At 74.3% G+C, this 15,288-nt stretch carries 12 protein-coding genes and 1 pseudogene; 9 read left to right on the top strand and 4 right to left on the bottom strand.

The annotated features are described in order from the left end of the window. Positions 1 to 21: 21 nt before the first annotated feature. The gene (locus tag WBK50_RS13585) at positions 22 to 1,257 is read left to right on the top strand and encodes an MFS transporter (RefSeq protein WP_341335962.1); all 1,236 of its coding nucleotides are present in this window, start codon (positions 22 to 24) and stop codon (positions 1,255 to 1,257) included. A 27-nt stretch (positions 1,258 to 1,284) separates the two neighbouring features. Here the strand turns inward: WBK50_RS13585 and WBK50_RS13590 are convergent, their stop codons facing one another. Together WBK50_RS13590 and WBK50_RS13595 are read right to left on the bottom strand one after the other, a co-directional pair. Next, positions 1,285 to 2,280, bottom strand: a complete 996-nt coding sequence (locus WBK50_RS13590) for a sugar phosphate isomerase/epimerase family protein (RefSeq protein ID WP_341335963.1) — start codon at positions 2,278 to 2,280, stop codon at positions 1,285 to 1,287. Between the two features lie 103 nt (positions 2,281 to 2,383). After that, entirely contained in the window at positions 2,384 to 3,376 is a 993-nt protein-coding gene (locus WBK50_RS13595; protein WP_341335964.1) for a zinc-dependent alcohol dehydrogenase family protein, read from the bottom strand. Between WBK50_RS13595 and WBK50_RS13600 the strand changes: the two genes are divergently transcribed. The 3 genes from WBK50_RS13600 to WBK50_RS13610 all read left to right on the top strand — a co-directional run bounded on the left by WBK50_RS13600 (position 3,375) and on the right by WBK50_RS13610 (position 6,877). Beyond that, positions 3,375 to 5,135: a CocE/NonD family hydrolase gene (locus tag WBK50_RS13600; RefSeq protein ID WP_341335965.1), complete on the top strand. Its 1,761-nt coding sequence runs from the start codon at positions 3,375 to 3,377 to the stop codon at positions 5,133 to 5,135. The genes WBK50_RS13595 and WBK50_RS13600 overlap by 2 nt on opposite strands. Before the next feature lie 54 nt (positions 5,136 to 5,189). Next, entirely contained in the window at positions 5,190 to 6,527 is a 1,338-nt protein-coding gene (locus tag WBK50_RS13605) for a chloride channel protein (protein WP_341335966.1), read from the top strand. Between the two features lie 107 nt (positions 6,528 to 6,634). Further along, positions 6,635 to 6,877 carry a hypothetical protein gene (locus WBK50_RS13610; RefSeq protein WP_341335967.1) on the top strand — a complete coding sequence of 81 codons (243 nt, stop codon included), beginning with the start codon at positions 6,635 to 6,637 and terminating at the stop codon, positions 6,875 to 6,877. Positions 6,878 to 6,922: 45 nt separating this feature from the next. On the opposite strand, the pseudogene WBK50_RS13615 reads toward WBK50_RS13610, so the two are convergent. Continuing rightward, positions 6,923 to 8,874 (bottom strand): annotated as a pseudogene (locus tag WBK50_RS13615) (primary-amine oxidase). An 11-nt stretch (positions 8,875 to 8,885) separates the two neighbouring features. Next, the gene (locus WBK50_RS13620; RefSeq protein WP_341335968.1) at positions 8,886 to 10,298 is read right to left on the bottom strand and encodes an APC family permease; all 1,413 of its coding nucleotides are present in this window, start codon (positions 10,296 to 10,298) and stop codon (positions 8,886 to 8,888) included. Between the two features lie 225 nt (positions 10,299 to 10,523). Here WBK50_RS13620 and WBK50_RS13625 point away from each other — a divergent pair, with 225 nt between their 5' ends. From WBK50_RS13625 to WBK50_RS13645, 5 genes are all read left to right on the top strand, one after another. Beyond that, complete coding sequence (locus WBK50_RS13625) at positions 10,524 to 11,957, top strand: APC family permease (RefSeq protein ID WP_341335969.1); 1,434 nt, start codon at positions 10,524 to 10,526, stop codon at positions 11,955 to 11,957. Between the two features lie 72 nt (positions 11,958 to 12,029). Then, on the top strand, positions 12,030 to 12,773 hold the full coding sequence (locus tag WBK50_RS13630) for an IclR family transcriptional regulator (protein ID WP_341335970.1): 744 nt from the start codon (positions 12,030 to 12,032) through the stop codon (positions 12,771 to 12,773). A gap of 83 nt (positions 12,774 to 12,856) precedes the next feature. After that, positions 12,857 to 13,087: a hypothetical protein gene (locus WBK50_RS13635; protein ID WP_341335971.1), complete on the top strand. Its 231-nt coding sequence runs from the start codon at positions 12,857 to 12,859 to the stop codon at positions 13,085 to 13,087. An 86-nt stretch (positions 13,088 to 13,173) separates the two neighbouring features. Next, a complete protein-coding gene (locus WBK50_RS13640; protein WP_341335972.1) occupies positions 13,174 to 14,367 on the top strand; it encodes an MFS transporter in 1,194 nt (397 codons plus the stop codon). A 61-nt stretch (positions 14,368 to 14,428) separates the two neighbouring features. Beyond that, positions 14,429 to 15,229, top strand: coding sequence for a pentapeptide repeat-containing protein (locus WBK50_RS13645; RefSeq protein ID WP_341335973.1), 801 nt, complete (start codon positions 14,429 to 14,431; stop codon positions 15,227 to 15,229). The last annotated feature ends 59 nt before the right edge of the window (positions 15,230 to 15,288 follow it).

A 15,288-nucleotide genomic window follows, 5' to 3' on the forward strand; every position in this document is an offset into this window, starting at 1 on the left:
GAGATCGCTGCAAGGAGTCGCATGTCCACCCTCACGGGAACAGGGGCGGGACCGCGGACCCGCACCTTCGCGGCCGTCGCCGCGATCGTCGTGCTCTTCCTGGCCGCGTCGAGCGCGCCCTCCCCGCTCTACGTCGTCTACCAGCAGCAATGGCGCTTTTCGGCCTCCGTGCTGACCTTCGTCTTCGCGATCTACGTGCTCGGGCTACTCGGCTCGCTGCTGGTCGTCGGGGCGCTCTCGGACCACGTCGGCCGACGCCCGGTGCTCGCCGCCGCGATCGTGCTCGAAGCCCTGGCGCTGGTCCTGTTCCTCCTCGCCGGCGACGTCGCGGTGCTGTCCGTCGCGCGGTTCCTGCAGGGCGTCGCCACCGGCGCCGCGATGACCACGCTCGGCGCCGCGCTCGTCGACCACGAGCCCGCGCACACGCCCGGCCGCGCCGGGCTGATCAACTCGATCGGCCCCACCGCGGGGCTGGCATTCGGGGCCCTCGGTACCGGCGCGCTCGTCGAGTTCGCCCCCGCGCCCACGCACCTCGTCTTCGCCCTGCTGCTGATCGGGATGGTCGGCGCCGGGATCGTCGTCCTGCGCATGCCGGAGACGGTCGGCCGCCGGCCCGGCGCGTTGGCGTCGCTGCGGCCGCGGGTCGGGGTGCCGGCGCGGCTGCGGGCCGACGTGGCCCCCGTCGTACCCGTGATGCTCGCGAGCTGGGCGCTCAGCGGGCTGTACCTCTCGCTCGGGCCCTCGGTCGCGGCGATCCTGTTCGGCCTGCAGAACCACCTGGTGGGCGGCCTGGTCGTCACGATGCTGTGCGGCACCGGGTCGGTCACCGCGTTCGCGCTGCGCTCCCGGCCGGCGACGAGCCTGCTCGTCCCGGCGGCGGCCCTGCTCGGCGGCGGCACCCTGGTCACCCTGCTCGGGGTGCTGACCGGGACCGTCGCCCTCGCGGCCCTGGGGACGCTCGTCGCCGGCGTGGGGTTCGGGGCCTCGTCGCTGGCGACCTTCGGCACGTTCGCCCGGATCGCCGGGGTCGACGAGCGCGGCGCACTGTTCGCCTTCGCCTTCGTGATCTCCTACCTAGCGTTCAGCGTCCCGGCCGTCGCGGCGGGGTTGGCGAGCACGGCGTTCGGTCTGCGGATCACCGCGCTGGTCTACGGCCTGGCGGTCGTCCTGGCGGCGACCTCCGCTCTCGTCCTGCGCCTGGCCCTCGCCCGCCGCCGGCCGGCTTCCACCGAGCCTGCTCCCGCCACCTGCCCCTGACCCGGAAGGGTCCCGGGCCGGCGGGGGTCACAGGCCGGCGGCGGCCTGCAGCAGGACCCGCGCGGCGGAGGAGAGGCCCTCGATCTGGCCCAGCTCCTGGTCCTCGTGCTCGATGTTGACGGCCATGTCCGGGTCCACCTTCTGCAGGGCCTGCAGGAACCGGGACCAGTACTCGACGTCGTGGCCGCGGCCCACCGCCACGAAGTCCCACGAGGACTGCTGCGGCCACCGGCTGAGGGTGTACCGGCCGCCGAGGCCCAGCGCGTCCGGGGCGTCGGGCGGGATGCGGCCGAAACGGTCGTCGAGCACGCCGTTGACCAGGACGTTCTCGTTCATGCGGATGTCCTTCGCGGCCGCGTTCACCACGAGCTCGCCCAGGGCGCCGATCACGGCGACCGGGTCCATGCCCTGCCAGAACAGGTGGCTCGGGTCCATCTCCGCGCCGATGTGCGTCGAGCCGATCTCCTCGGCCAGCCGGAGCATCGTGCCGGCGTTGTAGACGATGTTGTGCGGGTGCATCTCCAGTGCGACCTTGACGTCGGCGTCCGCGGCCCGGGCCTGGACGTCGCGCCAGTAGGGGATCGCGACCTCGTTCCACTGGTAGTCCCGGACGTCGAGCTGCGCGCTCTCCCACGGCAGCACGGCCCACGCCGGGAGCGTGCCCGCGGCGTTCGTGCCCGGGAGCCCGGACATCGTGACGACGCGCGGGACGCCCAGCAGCGCCGCGAGCTCGACGGCGTCGAGCACGTCCTGCCCGTGCTTGGCGCGGACCTCGGGGTCCGGGTGCAGCGGGTTGCCGTTGCAGTTCAGCGCGGTGAGCGTGATGCCGTGCCCGGCGAAGAGGCCGAGGTACTCCGAGCGGGCGGTCTCGCTCGCGCGGAGGTCCTCGATCGGCAGGTGCACGGGCGGCAGGAACCCTCCGGAGTTGATCTCCGCGCCGGTCAGGCCCATCCCGGCCAGGATTTCCAGGGCCTCGGGCAGGGGCTTGTCGTGCAGGCAGGCGGTGTAGGCACCGAGCTTCATCGGACGGGTCCCCCGGGGTCGTCGAGCGGGTACGACCATCGTCGGGGCCTATCGCGCACCCGTCAACCCTATGTCCTGACAATCGGTCAAACTCGGCGCCACGTCAGCGGATGCGCAGCACCGGCTTCCCGGGTGCCCGGTCCGGCGAGTCGACGTACTCGTGGGCGGCCACCACGTCGTCGAAGGCGAAGACCCGGTCGACGAGCGGGGTGAACGCCCCGGTCGCCAGCCCGGACCGGACGAAGTGCTCCGCCCGGCGCAGCGCCTCCGGGTCCCCGGTGATCTCGAAGACCCGGTACCGCCGCAGCCAGACGGGGGCGTACCCGCCGCCGGGCAGCGGCGTCTCCTGGCCGGAGAGTCCGCCGTGGACGATCACCGTCGCGTCCGGCGCGCACGCGCGCACCAGGTCGGCGACGGCCGGCCCGCCGTCCGCGTCGAGGACCAGCGCGGCTCCCCGCCCACCGGTCGCGGCGCGCAGCGCGGCCGCGAGGTCGTCCGTCTCGGAGGTGACGACCACGGACTCCGCGCCGGCCGCGAGCACCGCGTCGCGCTGCGCCGGGGAGGGGATCGTCGCCACCGGGATCGCACCCAGATGGCGGACGACCTGCAGCGCCGCGACCCCGACGCTGTTCGCCGCGGACGTGATCACGACGTGGTCCCCGGGCCGCACCCGGACGATCTCCGCGACCATCCCGTACACCGTCACGTACGGCATCCAGATCGCCGCGCCGGTGACCGCGTCCATCCCGTCCGGCCGGGCGACCAGCGCCGCCGCGGGCACGACGGCCTCCTCGGCGTAGACCGGGTAGTCGTTCTGCGAGAAGGCCGGGACGACGCTCACCGCGTCCCCGGGCGCCCAGCGCTCGACGTCCGGTCCCACCTCGAGGACCTCGCCGGCGGCCTCGGTGCCCAGCCCCGCGGGCAGCCGCGGGGTCTCGAGGTAGGTCCCGCGGCGGAAGTTGACCTCCGCCCGGTTCAGCCCGACCGCGTCGACCCGGATCCTCACCTCGCCGGGGCCGGGGGAGCGGACCGGGAGGTCCTCGTAGCGGAGGACCTCGGGACCGCCGGTCTCGTGGAACCGGATCGCGCGCACCATGCTGCGAACCTACGGCCTCCACGCCGCCGGCACGATCATCGGTGGGGTCGACACGGTGGCGGTAGCGTCGGCGGCCATGAGCGTCCCGCGGCCCCCGGTCGCCCCCGTCGCGCCCGAGATCCCCGGCCGCCGCGCCCGGCTCCTGGACACCGTCCTCGCGAAGCTGCTGCGCCAGCCGGCGGCCCGCACCGGGCATGTCGTCGAACGCGGCGTACGGGTCCCGATGCGGGACGGCGTCACGCTGAACACGGACCACTACGCGCCGACGGGTGCCACCCGCAACGGCACGATCCTCGTCCGCACCCCGTACGGGCGCGGCTTCCCGAGCGGGGTGCTCCAGGGGGGCATGCTCGCCGCCCGCGGCTATCACGTGCTGCTGCAGAGCGTCCGCGGGACGTTCGGCTCCGGAGGGACGTTCCGGCCGATGGCCCAGGAGACGGACGACGCCCGGGACACCGTCGCCTGGCTCCGCGACCAGCCCTGGTTCGACGGCCGCCTCGGCACCCTCGGCGCCTCCTACGTCGGCTGGACGCAGTGGACGCTGCTCCAGGACCCGCCGCCGGAGCTGCGGGCGAGCGTCGTGCAGGTCGCTCCGCACGACTTCCGGCGGGCCGTCTTCGGCAGCGGGGCGTTCACGCTGAACGACTTCCTCGGCTGGAGCGCCACCGTCGCCGGGCAGGAGGCGCAGGGGCCGGGCCGGATCGTGGACGCGCTGACGGCCGGGAGGAGGGCCGCCGCCGTCGTCGGGGATCTCCCGCTCCCGGACGCCGCCGAACCGCTGCTGCGGGGCCGCGCGCCGTGGTACCGCGAATGGCTCGAGCACGCGGACGACGACTCGGACCCGTTCTGGGAGCCCTACCGGGCCGGTGCGGCGCTGCAGCGGGTCGAGACGCCGGTGCTGCTGACCGGCGGCTGGTCGGACATCTTCCTGGACCAGACGGTCGAGCAGTACGCGGCGCTGCGCGGCCGCGGCATGGACGTCGCCCTGACCATCGGGGACTGGACGCACATGGACACCCAGTTCAAGGGCGCCCGCACGCTGAGCGCCGAGACCCTGGCGTGGTTCGACGAGCATCTCGCCGGAACCGCGGCCCGCTCGCGGCAGCCGGTCCGCGTTCAGCACGCCGGAACCTGGCGGGAGCTGCCGGAGTGGCCGCCGCCGAGTGTCGACACGGCGTTCCATCCGGCCGCGGGGGCGCGGCTGGAGGCGGAACCGGCGGCCGGCGGCGCGACGAGCTTCCGGTACGACCCCACGGACCCCACCCCGGCCGTCGGCGGTCGGGTCATGACCGGGTCCGCCGGCCGCCGGGAGAACTCGGAGCTGGAGGCGCGCCCGGACGTCGTCACGTTCACGTCCGCCCCGCTGCCGGCGGCGGTCGACGTGGCCGGTACCCCGCGCGTCGAGCTCGCGCTGAGCGTGGACAACCCGCACGCGGACGTCTTCGTCCGGCTCTGCGACGTGACCGTCGACCGGCGGGGCCGGGACCGCTCGCACAACGTCACGGACGGGTTCCTGCGCCTGGACGCGTCGGTCCCGGCGGGGGAGACCCACCGCCGGACGGTGGACCTGGACCCCTGCGCCCACCGGTTCGAGGCCGGCTCCCGCATCCGGCTGCAGGTCTCCGGTGGCGCCTTCCCGCGGTTCGCCCGCAACCCCGGGACCGGTACGCCGACCGCGACGGCGACAGAACTCGTCCCGAGCCGGCGCACGGTGCAGCACCGGGGTTCCCGGGTGGTGCTGCCGGTCGTGCAGTTCTAGTCGGCGCGCTCCGAGGGGCGGGCGATACGGTCCGGCCATGCCCGGGGTGTGGACGTGAAGGCCGACGGCGAGCGCCGAAGGATCCCGCCGCCGCTGATCCGCCACCGCATCGCGTCCGGCCGGGGGGCGATGGAACAGCCGAACGTGACCGGCGACGAGGACACCCCGCTGACGCCGGTGTTCTGGCTGGCGGTGGTGCTCACCGGGATCGGTGCCGGGCTCTTCGGGGTGCTCCTCATGCTGCTCCTCGACTGCGTGCAGCGGCTGGCCTACGGGGACACGACCCCGTCCGCGCTGCAGCGGACCGTGGCCCTGGCCGTCGCGGGGGTGATCGGCGGCGTCGGCTGGTTCCTGCTGCGGCGCTTCTGCGCGGGCCTGCGCTCCGACGTCGACGACTCGGTCTGGACCGGCGACGGGACCCTCTCCTTCCGGCGCAGCGCGGGCACGTCGGTGCTCTCGGAGATCGTCGTCGGGGTCGGGGCGTCGCTGGGCCGGGAGGCCGCGCCGAAGCTGATGGGCGGGGTGTGCGGCAGCCTGCTCGCCCGGTGGACGGGCCTCTCGACCGCGCAGCGGCGCCTGCTCGTCGCGTGCGGGGCGGGAGCGGGGCTGGCGGCGGTCTACAACGTCCCGCTCGGCGGCGCGCTCTTCACCGCCGAGGTGCTGGTGGGGGGCGTCCGGCTGCCGGTGATGCTGCCCGCGCTGGCCTGCTCGGGCATCGCGACGCTCGTCGGCTGGGTGTACCTGCCCAGCTCCGCGACGTACACCGGCGTCCCGGACTTCGCGTTCGGGCCGTCGCCGTTCGTGTGGGCACTCGTGGCCGGGCCGGTGGTCGGGGTCGCCGCCGTCGGGTTCATCCGGCTGGTCGCGTGGGTGTCGCACCACGGCGCGAAGGGCCGGTGGGTCCTCGTCGCGCCGCTCGGGGCGTTCCTGGTGCTGGCCGGGGTCGGCGTGGCGTTCCCGCAGCTGTTCGGCAACGGGCAGGAGATGGCCCGGGACGCGTTCGCCGCCCCGCCCGCGCTCGTCCTCCCGTTCGCCCTGTTCCTGTTGAAGCCGCTGGTCACCGCCCTGTGCCTGGGCAGCGGGGCGTACGGCGGATTGTTCACGCCGCTGCTGAGCACGGGGGCGGTGCTGGGCGTCGGCCTGGGTTCGGCGTGGGCACTGCTCTGGCCGGGCGCGCCGATCGGGGCCTACGCGATGATCGCCGCCGCGGCGATGCTCGGGGCCGGGATGCAGGCGCCGCTCGCCGCGCTCGTCCTCGTCCTGGAGCTGACGCACGCCGGTTTCGGCCTGATGATCCCGATGATCGCGGCGACGGTCCTGGCCACCGGGGTCTCCCGCTGGATCGACGGCTACTCGATCTACTCGGCCCGGCTCGCCGAGCGCCCGCGGTGACGGCGACGTGCCTCCGGGCCGGGTGGCCCGCCCGGCTACGCTGGGCCGGCGATCCTCTGAGTTCGTCCGTCGTTGCCCGTGTGCTGACTCTCCTCGGAGGTTCTCCCGTGTCGAAGCCCGCCCCTTCCGTGCCGCCCCGTCCTGCCGACACCACCTCGGCCGACTCCACCCCGTCCGGCGACCCCGCCGCCGACCTCGAGGCGGACACCCCGGCCGAGATGCCGCTCAACCGCGCCGAGCGGCGGGCGAAGGCCGCCGAAAAGAGCGACCCGTCGCACGTCGGCCCGCGGTCCGGGCCGGCGTACGGGGGCCGCGGCGCCCGCAGCCACACCAAGCGCCGCAGCGGCTGACGGTCCGCGCGGTGGGTGGCACCGGTCGCCACCCACCGCGCCGGCTCAGCCGGCGTGGGCGGAGCGGTCCTGGCCGGGACCGTGCACCACGCCGTCGTCCTTCCTCGCGTGGCAGTGCCCGCCGGACGCCGCCGGAGGCACGTCGAGGGCCGGGTTGCGGTCGAAGAAGCCCACCGGCTTGAGCGTGAAGCCCGTGTAGTCGACGGGCATGACCGGCCAGTCCTCCGGGCGCGGGAAGTGCGTGGTGCCGAAGGTGTGCCAGACGACGATGTCCTCGCCGTCGACCGGCCGGTCCGCCCGCACCCACGCCGGCAGCCCCGCCCCGCCCGCGTTCTGGTTCACGAAGTCCCCGGCGGGATAGCGCTCGGCCGGGTCGTACCTCGTGACCCAGAGTGCGTTGGTCGCGAACGTCGCCCGGGCGTGGATGGACGACGCGTCGTCGGCCAGCAGGGTCGCCTTGCCCTCCGGGTGCAGGGCGTAGCCGACGTTCTGGCCGAGCCCGTTGCGCTTGTCCGGATTGACGATGTGCCAGGTCCGCACCGACCCCTGCGCGGAGGCGCGCTGCGCGTCGGACTCGCGGGTCAGCCGCGTGCGCTTCTGCCGGAACGCGTTGCCGTACGGGTTGCCCTCGCCCATCGGGACCCGCTCGGCCTCCACCTCGTCGACGGCGTTGCGCTCGCCGTCGACGGTCATGTCCAGCCGGGCCGAGAACAGGTGCTGGTGGTACGGGGCGCCGAGGCCGGGCGCGACCTCCGTCGCGTACTCGTTCCCGCCGTCGGGGTAGGCCGCGGTGAACACGATCCCGGTGGCCTTGACCTCGAGCTGGATGGTGCCGTCGAGGTAGAGGTACCAGTAGAAGCCGTAGTCGTAGTTGCCGATCGGGGTGAAGAACGAGATCACCAGGCGACGCTGGCGGCGGACCTCGCGCGAGCCGGTGAACATGTCCGAGTGCTTCCAGAGGACGCCGTAGTCCTCCTCGTGCATGCAGATCGCATTCTGGATCGTCCGCGGGTTGCCGAGGTCGTCCGCGATCACGGCGTCGGTGTAGTGGATGTCGCCGAGGCAGTCGCAGCCCAGCTGCAGCGAGTCCGCGTAGCGGGCGAACATGTACTCGCCGCAGTCGAAGTAGTTCTGCCAGAACCGCACCGGCGCGGGGTCGGCGTAGGGCACCACCATCTCGGCGACGGACGCGCGGTAGACGATCGGCCGGCCGTCGAAGCCGACCTGGTGCAGGGTCAGGCCCTCGCGCTCGTTGAACCCGATCCTCAGGTCCCACTTCCCCCAGCGCACCCGGCCGTCCTCGACCGTGAACGAGCGCCCTTCGGGCTGGGTGATCTCGATCGGCTTCAGGTCCAGCGGCGGGCCCTGGACCTCGGGGTCGTCGAAGTTCCCGGAGGTCGTCGGCACGGGCACCACGCCGGAGTCGATCACCCGGTCCACCGAGCGGGCGGTCAGGTCGACATAGGCGACGAGCCCGTCGATCGGGTGCGCCCACGGGTGGTCCTTCTCGTGGTCCTGCCGGAAGCCGAACGCCCGGACGATCCGCCTGCCGACCTCGCCCGGGTGGTCGTAGACGCCCGCGGAGAGCGGGACGGCGCGGACCGAGGCGGGCTCGATGCCGCGCTTCTCCAGCGCGGCGAGCCAGTCCGTCGAGGCGTTGAGGATGTCCTCGATCAGCTCGAACTCGGTGTCGATGATCGGCGGCTGGCCGTCGCGCGGGGGATCGCTTCCCGGCTGCTGACGACGGTCCGGGACGTCGCGGAGACGACGGTGTCCCAGGAGCGCCCGGTCCTGAGGTCCAGCAGGACGGCGCGGAAGCAACGGTCCACCGGGGCCCCGGCCAGGACGTCGGCCTTGGCGGGCTCCTCGGGTGCGAAGAAGGCGTAGCGGACGTGCTCGGTGAGCAGCCCGGCCTCGGTGAGGACCTCGCGGACGGCGGTCACCTCCGCCTCGGTGGTCATCTCCAGGGCGTGGGTGCGGGACTCCAGGGTCGTCATGTCGTGTCCTCTCAGGCCGGTTCGACGGCCGGGGCGGGGGTGACGGGATCAGGAGTGCGGCGCCGGGACCAGACTGCGCCCAGGACGAACGCGAGCACCAGGACCGCGCCGATCCCGGCGGCCAGCCCGGGGGAGCCGCCGATCAGGGTGGGGAAGTTCGAGACGGTCAGCCAGAGGCACAGGAGCAGGCCGGCGAGCCCGAGCAGCGGGGCGACGACCGTGTGCCACAGCCGGGTGTCGACCCCGGTCCGGCGGAAGAACACCAGCACGGAGACGCAGGTCAGGGCCATCAGGGCGAGCACCCCGAGGGTCGCGGTGCCGGCCATCCACGCGAAGACCTGGGCGACCGGGTCCATCCCGGCGATCGCGAAGACCACCACGAACACCAGCGCGGAGACGGACTGGGTCAGCGACGCGACGTGCGGCGACGCGTGCCTCGGGTGGCTGCGCCCGCAGGCGGCGGGGAGCGCCCGCGAGTTGCCGAGCGCGAAGAAGTACCGGGCCAGGACGTTGTGGAAGGACAGGATCGCCGCGAACAAGCTGGTCACCAGCAGGATCTGGGCGACGTCGCCGCCGACCGGCCCGAGGGTGTTCGCGATCGTCGTGAGGATCATGTTCCCGGGATCCGCGCCGGTCGCCTCAACCGCCGCCGCGTCGCCCCAGGCGGAGACGACGGACCAGCTGGAGAGCGTGTAGAAGACGCCGATCAGGATCAGTGCCAGGTAGGTGGCGCGGGGGATCGTGCGCTCCGGGTCCCTCGCCTCGTCCCGGAAGACGGCGGTGGCCTCGAACCCGATGAACGACGCGACCGCGAACATGATCGCGATCCCGAGCGAGCCGGAGACCACCTGCGGCGGGTGCAGGAACGCGGTCGAGAGGTGCTCGCCCCGCCCGACCACCACCACGTCGAACACCAGGACGATCGCGACCTCGGCGACCAGCAGGACGCCGAGCACCTTGCCGCTGAGCTCGATGTGCCGGTAGCCGAGCGCCCCGACGATCGCGAGCGCCAGCACCGACCACACGAACCACGGCACGGCCGGCCCGCCGTAGTGCTGGACCAGGCCGTCGATCACGGCCCCGACGTAGCCGTACACGGCCAGCTGCACCGCGGTGTAGGTGACCAGGGCGAGGAACGCGGAGCCGAGGCCGGGCGCGTGGCCGAGCCCGCGCTGGACGTAGGCGTAGAACGCGCCGGCCTCCGGGACGTGGCGGCTCATCGCGCAGAACCCGACCGCGAACAGCAGCAGGATCCCGCAGCAGAGCGCGAACGTCGTCGGGAAGGCGGCGCCGTTGCCGGCGGCGAGGCCGAGGGGGACGGTCCCGGCGATGACGGTCAGCGGCGCCGCGGCGGCGACGACCATGAAGACGATGGAGCCGACGCCGAGCCGGCCGGAGAGGGTGTGCGGAGGGTCCGTGCTCATAGCAGCTCCGGATGTCAGGGGATGTGGGAGGACCGTCGCCGGGTCCGGCGGGTGAGTCAAAGCACGTTCTCCCGGTCCGCGAATCGCCCGGAGGCGTGTTCCCACGGCCCGGGAATCGGCCGGCGGGAATTCTCATTCGACCCGTCGTCGCTGGTCATCGCGGCGCTTCCCGCGAGTGACGTCGTCGATCTACGCTCACCAGACCCCGGTGGGAGAGGAGGCCCCATGCGCGACAGCAGGTCGTTGCGGCTGCGGGACCGCTCGCCCGTGCACGGGCTGGCGCGCCGCCGGCTGGGGCCGCTGGAGGTCGTCGCGCAGTCCGTCTCCGGGGCCGCGCCGTCCGCCGCGATGGCCGCGACCCCGGCGATCGTCGCCGCGTCCGCGGGCGGCGGGACCGTGTGGTCGTTCGCGATCGCGACCGTCCTGGCGCTGCTGATCGCGGGCTGCATCGGCCGGTTCACCCGCCGGATGGCCGCGCCCGGCGGCCTCTACAGCCTGACGGCCAAGGGGCTCGCCCCCGGCGCCGCGTTCGCCTGCGGGATCGCGCTCCTGGTCGGCTACGGGCTGCTCGCCGCCGCGGCGCTCGCCGGGGTCGGCGCCTATCTCGACGCGCTGCTGGCCCGGTCCGGGCTCCCGGCCGGTCGGGTCGTGATCACGGTCGCGGTCGTGGTGGTCGGCCTGCTGGTCGGGGCGCTGGCGGTGCGCGGGGTCCGGCTGTCCGCCCGGGTGGTGTTGCTGGTCGAGAGCGTGTCGATCACGGTGATGGTGGTCGTGTTCGCGCTGCTGCTGCTCAGCGGCCCGGCGCCGGGGGCGGTCGCACCCGTGCCGGCGGCCGGCTTCGGTGGCGTGGCGGCCGGTGTCCTGCCGGCGCTCGCCGCGTTCATCGGGTTCGAGGTCGCGACGGCGCTCGGTGCCGAGGCGCGCCGGCCGTTCCGCAGCGTCCCCCGGGCGGTCGGTCTGACGGCCGCCGTCAGCGGCGTGCTGTACCTGTTCGCCGCGCAGACCCAGGTCGTCGGGTTCGCGACGACGCCCGGCGGGCTCGCCGGTCAGGCCGAGCCGGTGCTGACCCTGGCCACGGCCCGCGGCTGGTCCTGGATCCCGGCGGTGCTCGACGCCGGCCTGATCATGTCCTTCTTCGCCTGCGCCCTGGCGACGACGACGGCCCTGGTCCGGGTGCTCTTCTCGCTGTCCCGGGACGGCGTCGCACCGCGGGCCCTCGGCAGGACCCACCCGCGCTTCCACACCCCGCACGTCGCGCTGGCCGTCGCGCTGCCCGTGGTCGTCGGGGTGCTCGCGGTGCCGGTGGCGTCCGGCGTGCCGATCGGGCTCACGCTCGTCGCCCTGCTGACGCTCGCGACCTGCGGGTTCCTCGTCGCCTACCTGCTGGTGTGCCTGGCCGCGCCGGTGTTCCTGCACCGCATCGGCGAGCTGACGTGGCCCGCGGTGGCCGCAACGGCCGTCATCGTACCGATCCTGCTGATCGTGCTCGTGGTGTTCGTCGCGGGGTCGCGGCCGGCGGTCGTCGTGCTGGCCGCGGCGGTCGCTGTGGGCGGGGCGTGGTTCGGCTGGCTGCGGCTGCGGCGCCCGGACCGGATCGCGGCCATCGGGGTGTACGACGAGACGGTCACCGAGGACGTCCTCGGGCAGGTGGCGTCGTGACCGCCGACGTGCGTCCTCCCGCGAAGGCGGCGTCGTGACCGCCGACGTGCGTCCTCCCGCGGAGGCGGCGTCGTGACCGCTCCCGTTCCCCTGTCGGGCCGGCAGCCGCGCGCCGTGCGCAGCGCGCTCGCTGTGCTGGAGGAGGTCGTCGCGACCGGCCCCGGGGTGACGGCGAAGGAGATCTCCGCGGCGCTCAAGCTGCCGCAGGCCACGACCTACCGGCTGCTGAACCTGCTGGTCGGGGAGGAGTACCTGGTCCGGCTGCCGGACCTGAAGGGGTTCGCGCTGGGCCGCCGCGCCGCCCGGCTCGCCGTCCCCGTCGTGACGACACCGCCCACCGCCGCCCGCGCCGTCGTCGATCATCTCCGGGGGCTGGTCCGGTGGGGCGTGCACCTGGCGTCGTTCGGCTCCGGCCAGGTAGTGCTGGTCGACCCGGATCCGGACCATCCGCCGAGCGACGCCGCGCTGCTCGCCCGGTACCCGCAGGTCTCCGCGCTCGGGCGGTTGCTGCTGGCGGAGCAGGCGGACTGGCGGGCGCTGGTGCGGGAGCTTCGTGTGTTCACCGAGCACACGGTGTCCGGGACCGCGGAGCTCGCGATCACGCTGGGCGTGGTCGCGCGCGAGGGGATCGCCCGGCAGTGCGGCGAGCTGCGCGCGGACCGCGGCTGCCTCGCGGTCCCGGTACGGGCGCCGGACGGGCGGCTGGTCGCGGGTCTGGCTCTGTCCGGTCCGGCACACCGGGTCGCGGAGCCGAACCCGGAGCTCGTCGAGCTGCTTCGGGAGCACGCCGAGCGGCTCTCACCCCTCCTGGGCTGATGTGGTGGCCGGGTAGGTCCCGTCATCGGTTCGTAGCGCCGAGGTGATGGCCGACGCGATCGGGTGCCGTATCCATGGAAGACATGGCCCCCGACGTCCTGACGCCGACCGCGAGTGCGCGCTCCGCCGCGATCGCCGATCTGCTCGACGCGCTCGAGGTTCTGCTGGGCACCTACCGTGAGCTGCCCGAACGCGAACGGGAGCGGCGTCGCTCCGTGGATGCCGAGCGGATCACCGGCGAGCTGGCGCTGCTGTTGAGCACCACGCGCTCGCGGCTGTCCTCGACGTTCGAGCGGCGCGGCCCGGGCGCCTGACGCCGACCGCCCGGCGGCCGCCGTCCCGGGCAGGTCCGCCGACCCCGGTACGGCGCGGTCGTCGCGCGCAAGGCACTCTGTCGGGGATGAGCATCGCGGCCCGGGAACTGAGCCCTGCCGGGTTGCGCCGGGTGCTCGCCGTCCTCTGCGTCACCGAGGTGACCAGCTGGGGCGTCCTCTACTACGCCTTCCCGGTGCTCGCGCCGTCGATCGCGGCGGACACCGGCTGGTCCGTCGGCGAGACCACCGCCGCATTCTCACTCGGGCTCGTCGTGTCCGCACTGCTCGGGATCCCGGCCGGGCGGCTGCTCGATCGTCGCGGTCCCCGGCTCCTGATGACCACCTGCTCCGCGCTCGCCGTCCCCGCCGTCGGCGGTATCGCGCTCGCCGGATCGCTGCCCCTGTTCTTCGCCGCCTGGGTACTCGCGGGCGTGGCGATGGCGGGGACGCTCTACCCGCCGGCCTTCGCGGCGCTGACCCGCTGGTGGGGGAGCCGCCGGGTCACCGCGCTCACCGCCCTCACGCTCCTCGCTGGTCTGTCCAGCACCGTCTTCGCGCCGCTGACCGCGACCCTGCTGGGGCATCTCGGCTGGCGGGACACCTATCTCGTGCTGGCCGTGGTGCTCGGGGTGATCACGATCCCGGCCCACCTGCTCGGCCTGCGGGGCCCGTGGCCGGTGGCCGAACCGTCGCCCGCGAGGGGCACCCCCGACTCGATCGTCCGCAGCCGGCCGTTCGTGTTGCTCGTCGTGGCCGTCGGACTGGGGGCGTTCACCGCGTTCGCGGTGGTGGTGAACCAGGTGCCGCTGCTGATCGACCGGGGGCTCTCGACGACCGCGGCGGCGTGGGCACTCGGGCTCGGCGGCGTCGGGCAGGTCCTCGGGCGGCTCGGCTACGGGCGGCTGGCGGCGATCGCGCCCCGGCCCCGGGCGATCCTGATCCTCGGCCTCATGGGGGCGACGACGGCGGGGCTCGGCCTGCTGCCGGGGCCGGTCGGCCTGCTCGTCGCCATGGCGATGCTGACCGGCGCGGCCCGGGGGGTCTTCACGTTGCTGCAGGCCACGGCGGTGAGCGATCGCTGGGGCACCGAGCACTACGGGCGGCTCGGCGGGATCCTGTCCGCGCCCGCGATGGTCGCGACGGCGGTCGCGCCCTGGGCCGGGGCTGTGCTGGCCGGGGCACTGGGCGGGTATCCGGCGCTGTTCCTGCTGCTGGCGGCGGTGGCGGTGGTCGCGGCCCTGCTGGCGGCCGGCACCGGCGTGGAGGATCGAGGATCGTGATCGTCACCGGGGCGTAGGGTGCAGCGCGTCCATCGGGCCCTTCGTCCTGCCAGGAGCGTGTGTGACCCAGGAACTGCGCGCGGACTGCAGCCGCTGCGCGGGGCTGTGCTGCGTGGCCCCGGCGTTCGCGCGGTCGTCGGACTTCGCCGTCGACAAGCCCGCCGGGCAGGCCTGCGGGAACCTGCAGCAGGACTTCCGGTGCGGCATCCACGCGGACCTGCGGAGCAGCGGGTTCACCGGCTGCACCGTGTTCGACTGCTTCGGCGCGGGCCAGCAGGTCACCCAGGTGACGTTCGGCGGGGACGACTGGCGCGCGACGCCCGCGCTCGCGCCGGGCATGTTCGCGGCCTTCTCGACCATGCGCCAGCTCCACGAGCTGCGCTGGTACCTGACCGAGGCGCTCGCGCGGGACGAGGCGGCGTCGCTGCACGCGGACCTCGGCGTGCTGCTCGCCGAGACCGAGGACCTCTGCGCGCGGGACGCCGCGACACTGGCGCAGGTCGACGTGCCGGGCCACCGCGGGAAGGTGAACGAGCTGCTCCTGCAGACCGGCGAGCTGGTGCGCGCGGCGGTCCCGGGCCGGACGCAGGACCGGCGGGGCGCGGACATGATCGGCAAGAAGCTGCGCAAGGCGGACCTGCGCGGCGCGAACCTGCGCGGGGCCTACCTGATCGGCGCCGACCTCCGGGGCGCGGACCTGCGCCGCGCGGAGCTCATCGGCGCGGACCTGCGCGGCGCGGACCTGTGCGGCGCGGACCTCACGGACTGCCTCTTCCTCACCCGGTTCCAGGTCAACGCCGCCCGTGGCGACGCCGCCACGCGGCTCCCCGCCGCGTTGAGCCGGCCCCCGCACTGGCGATGACCCGGGGCGCCTCCGGCGCCCGTGCGCGGAAGACGTCGCCCCGGCAACGGTTTCCGCGC

It is taken from the genome of Pseudonocardia sp. T1-2H, from assembly GCF_038039215.1.
GTDB lineage: Bacteria > Actinomycetota > Actinomycetes > Mycobacteriales > Pseudonocardiaceae > Pseudonocardia.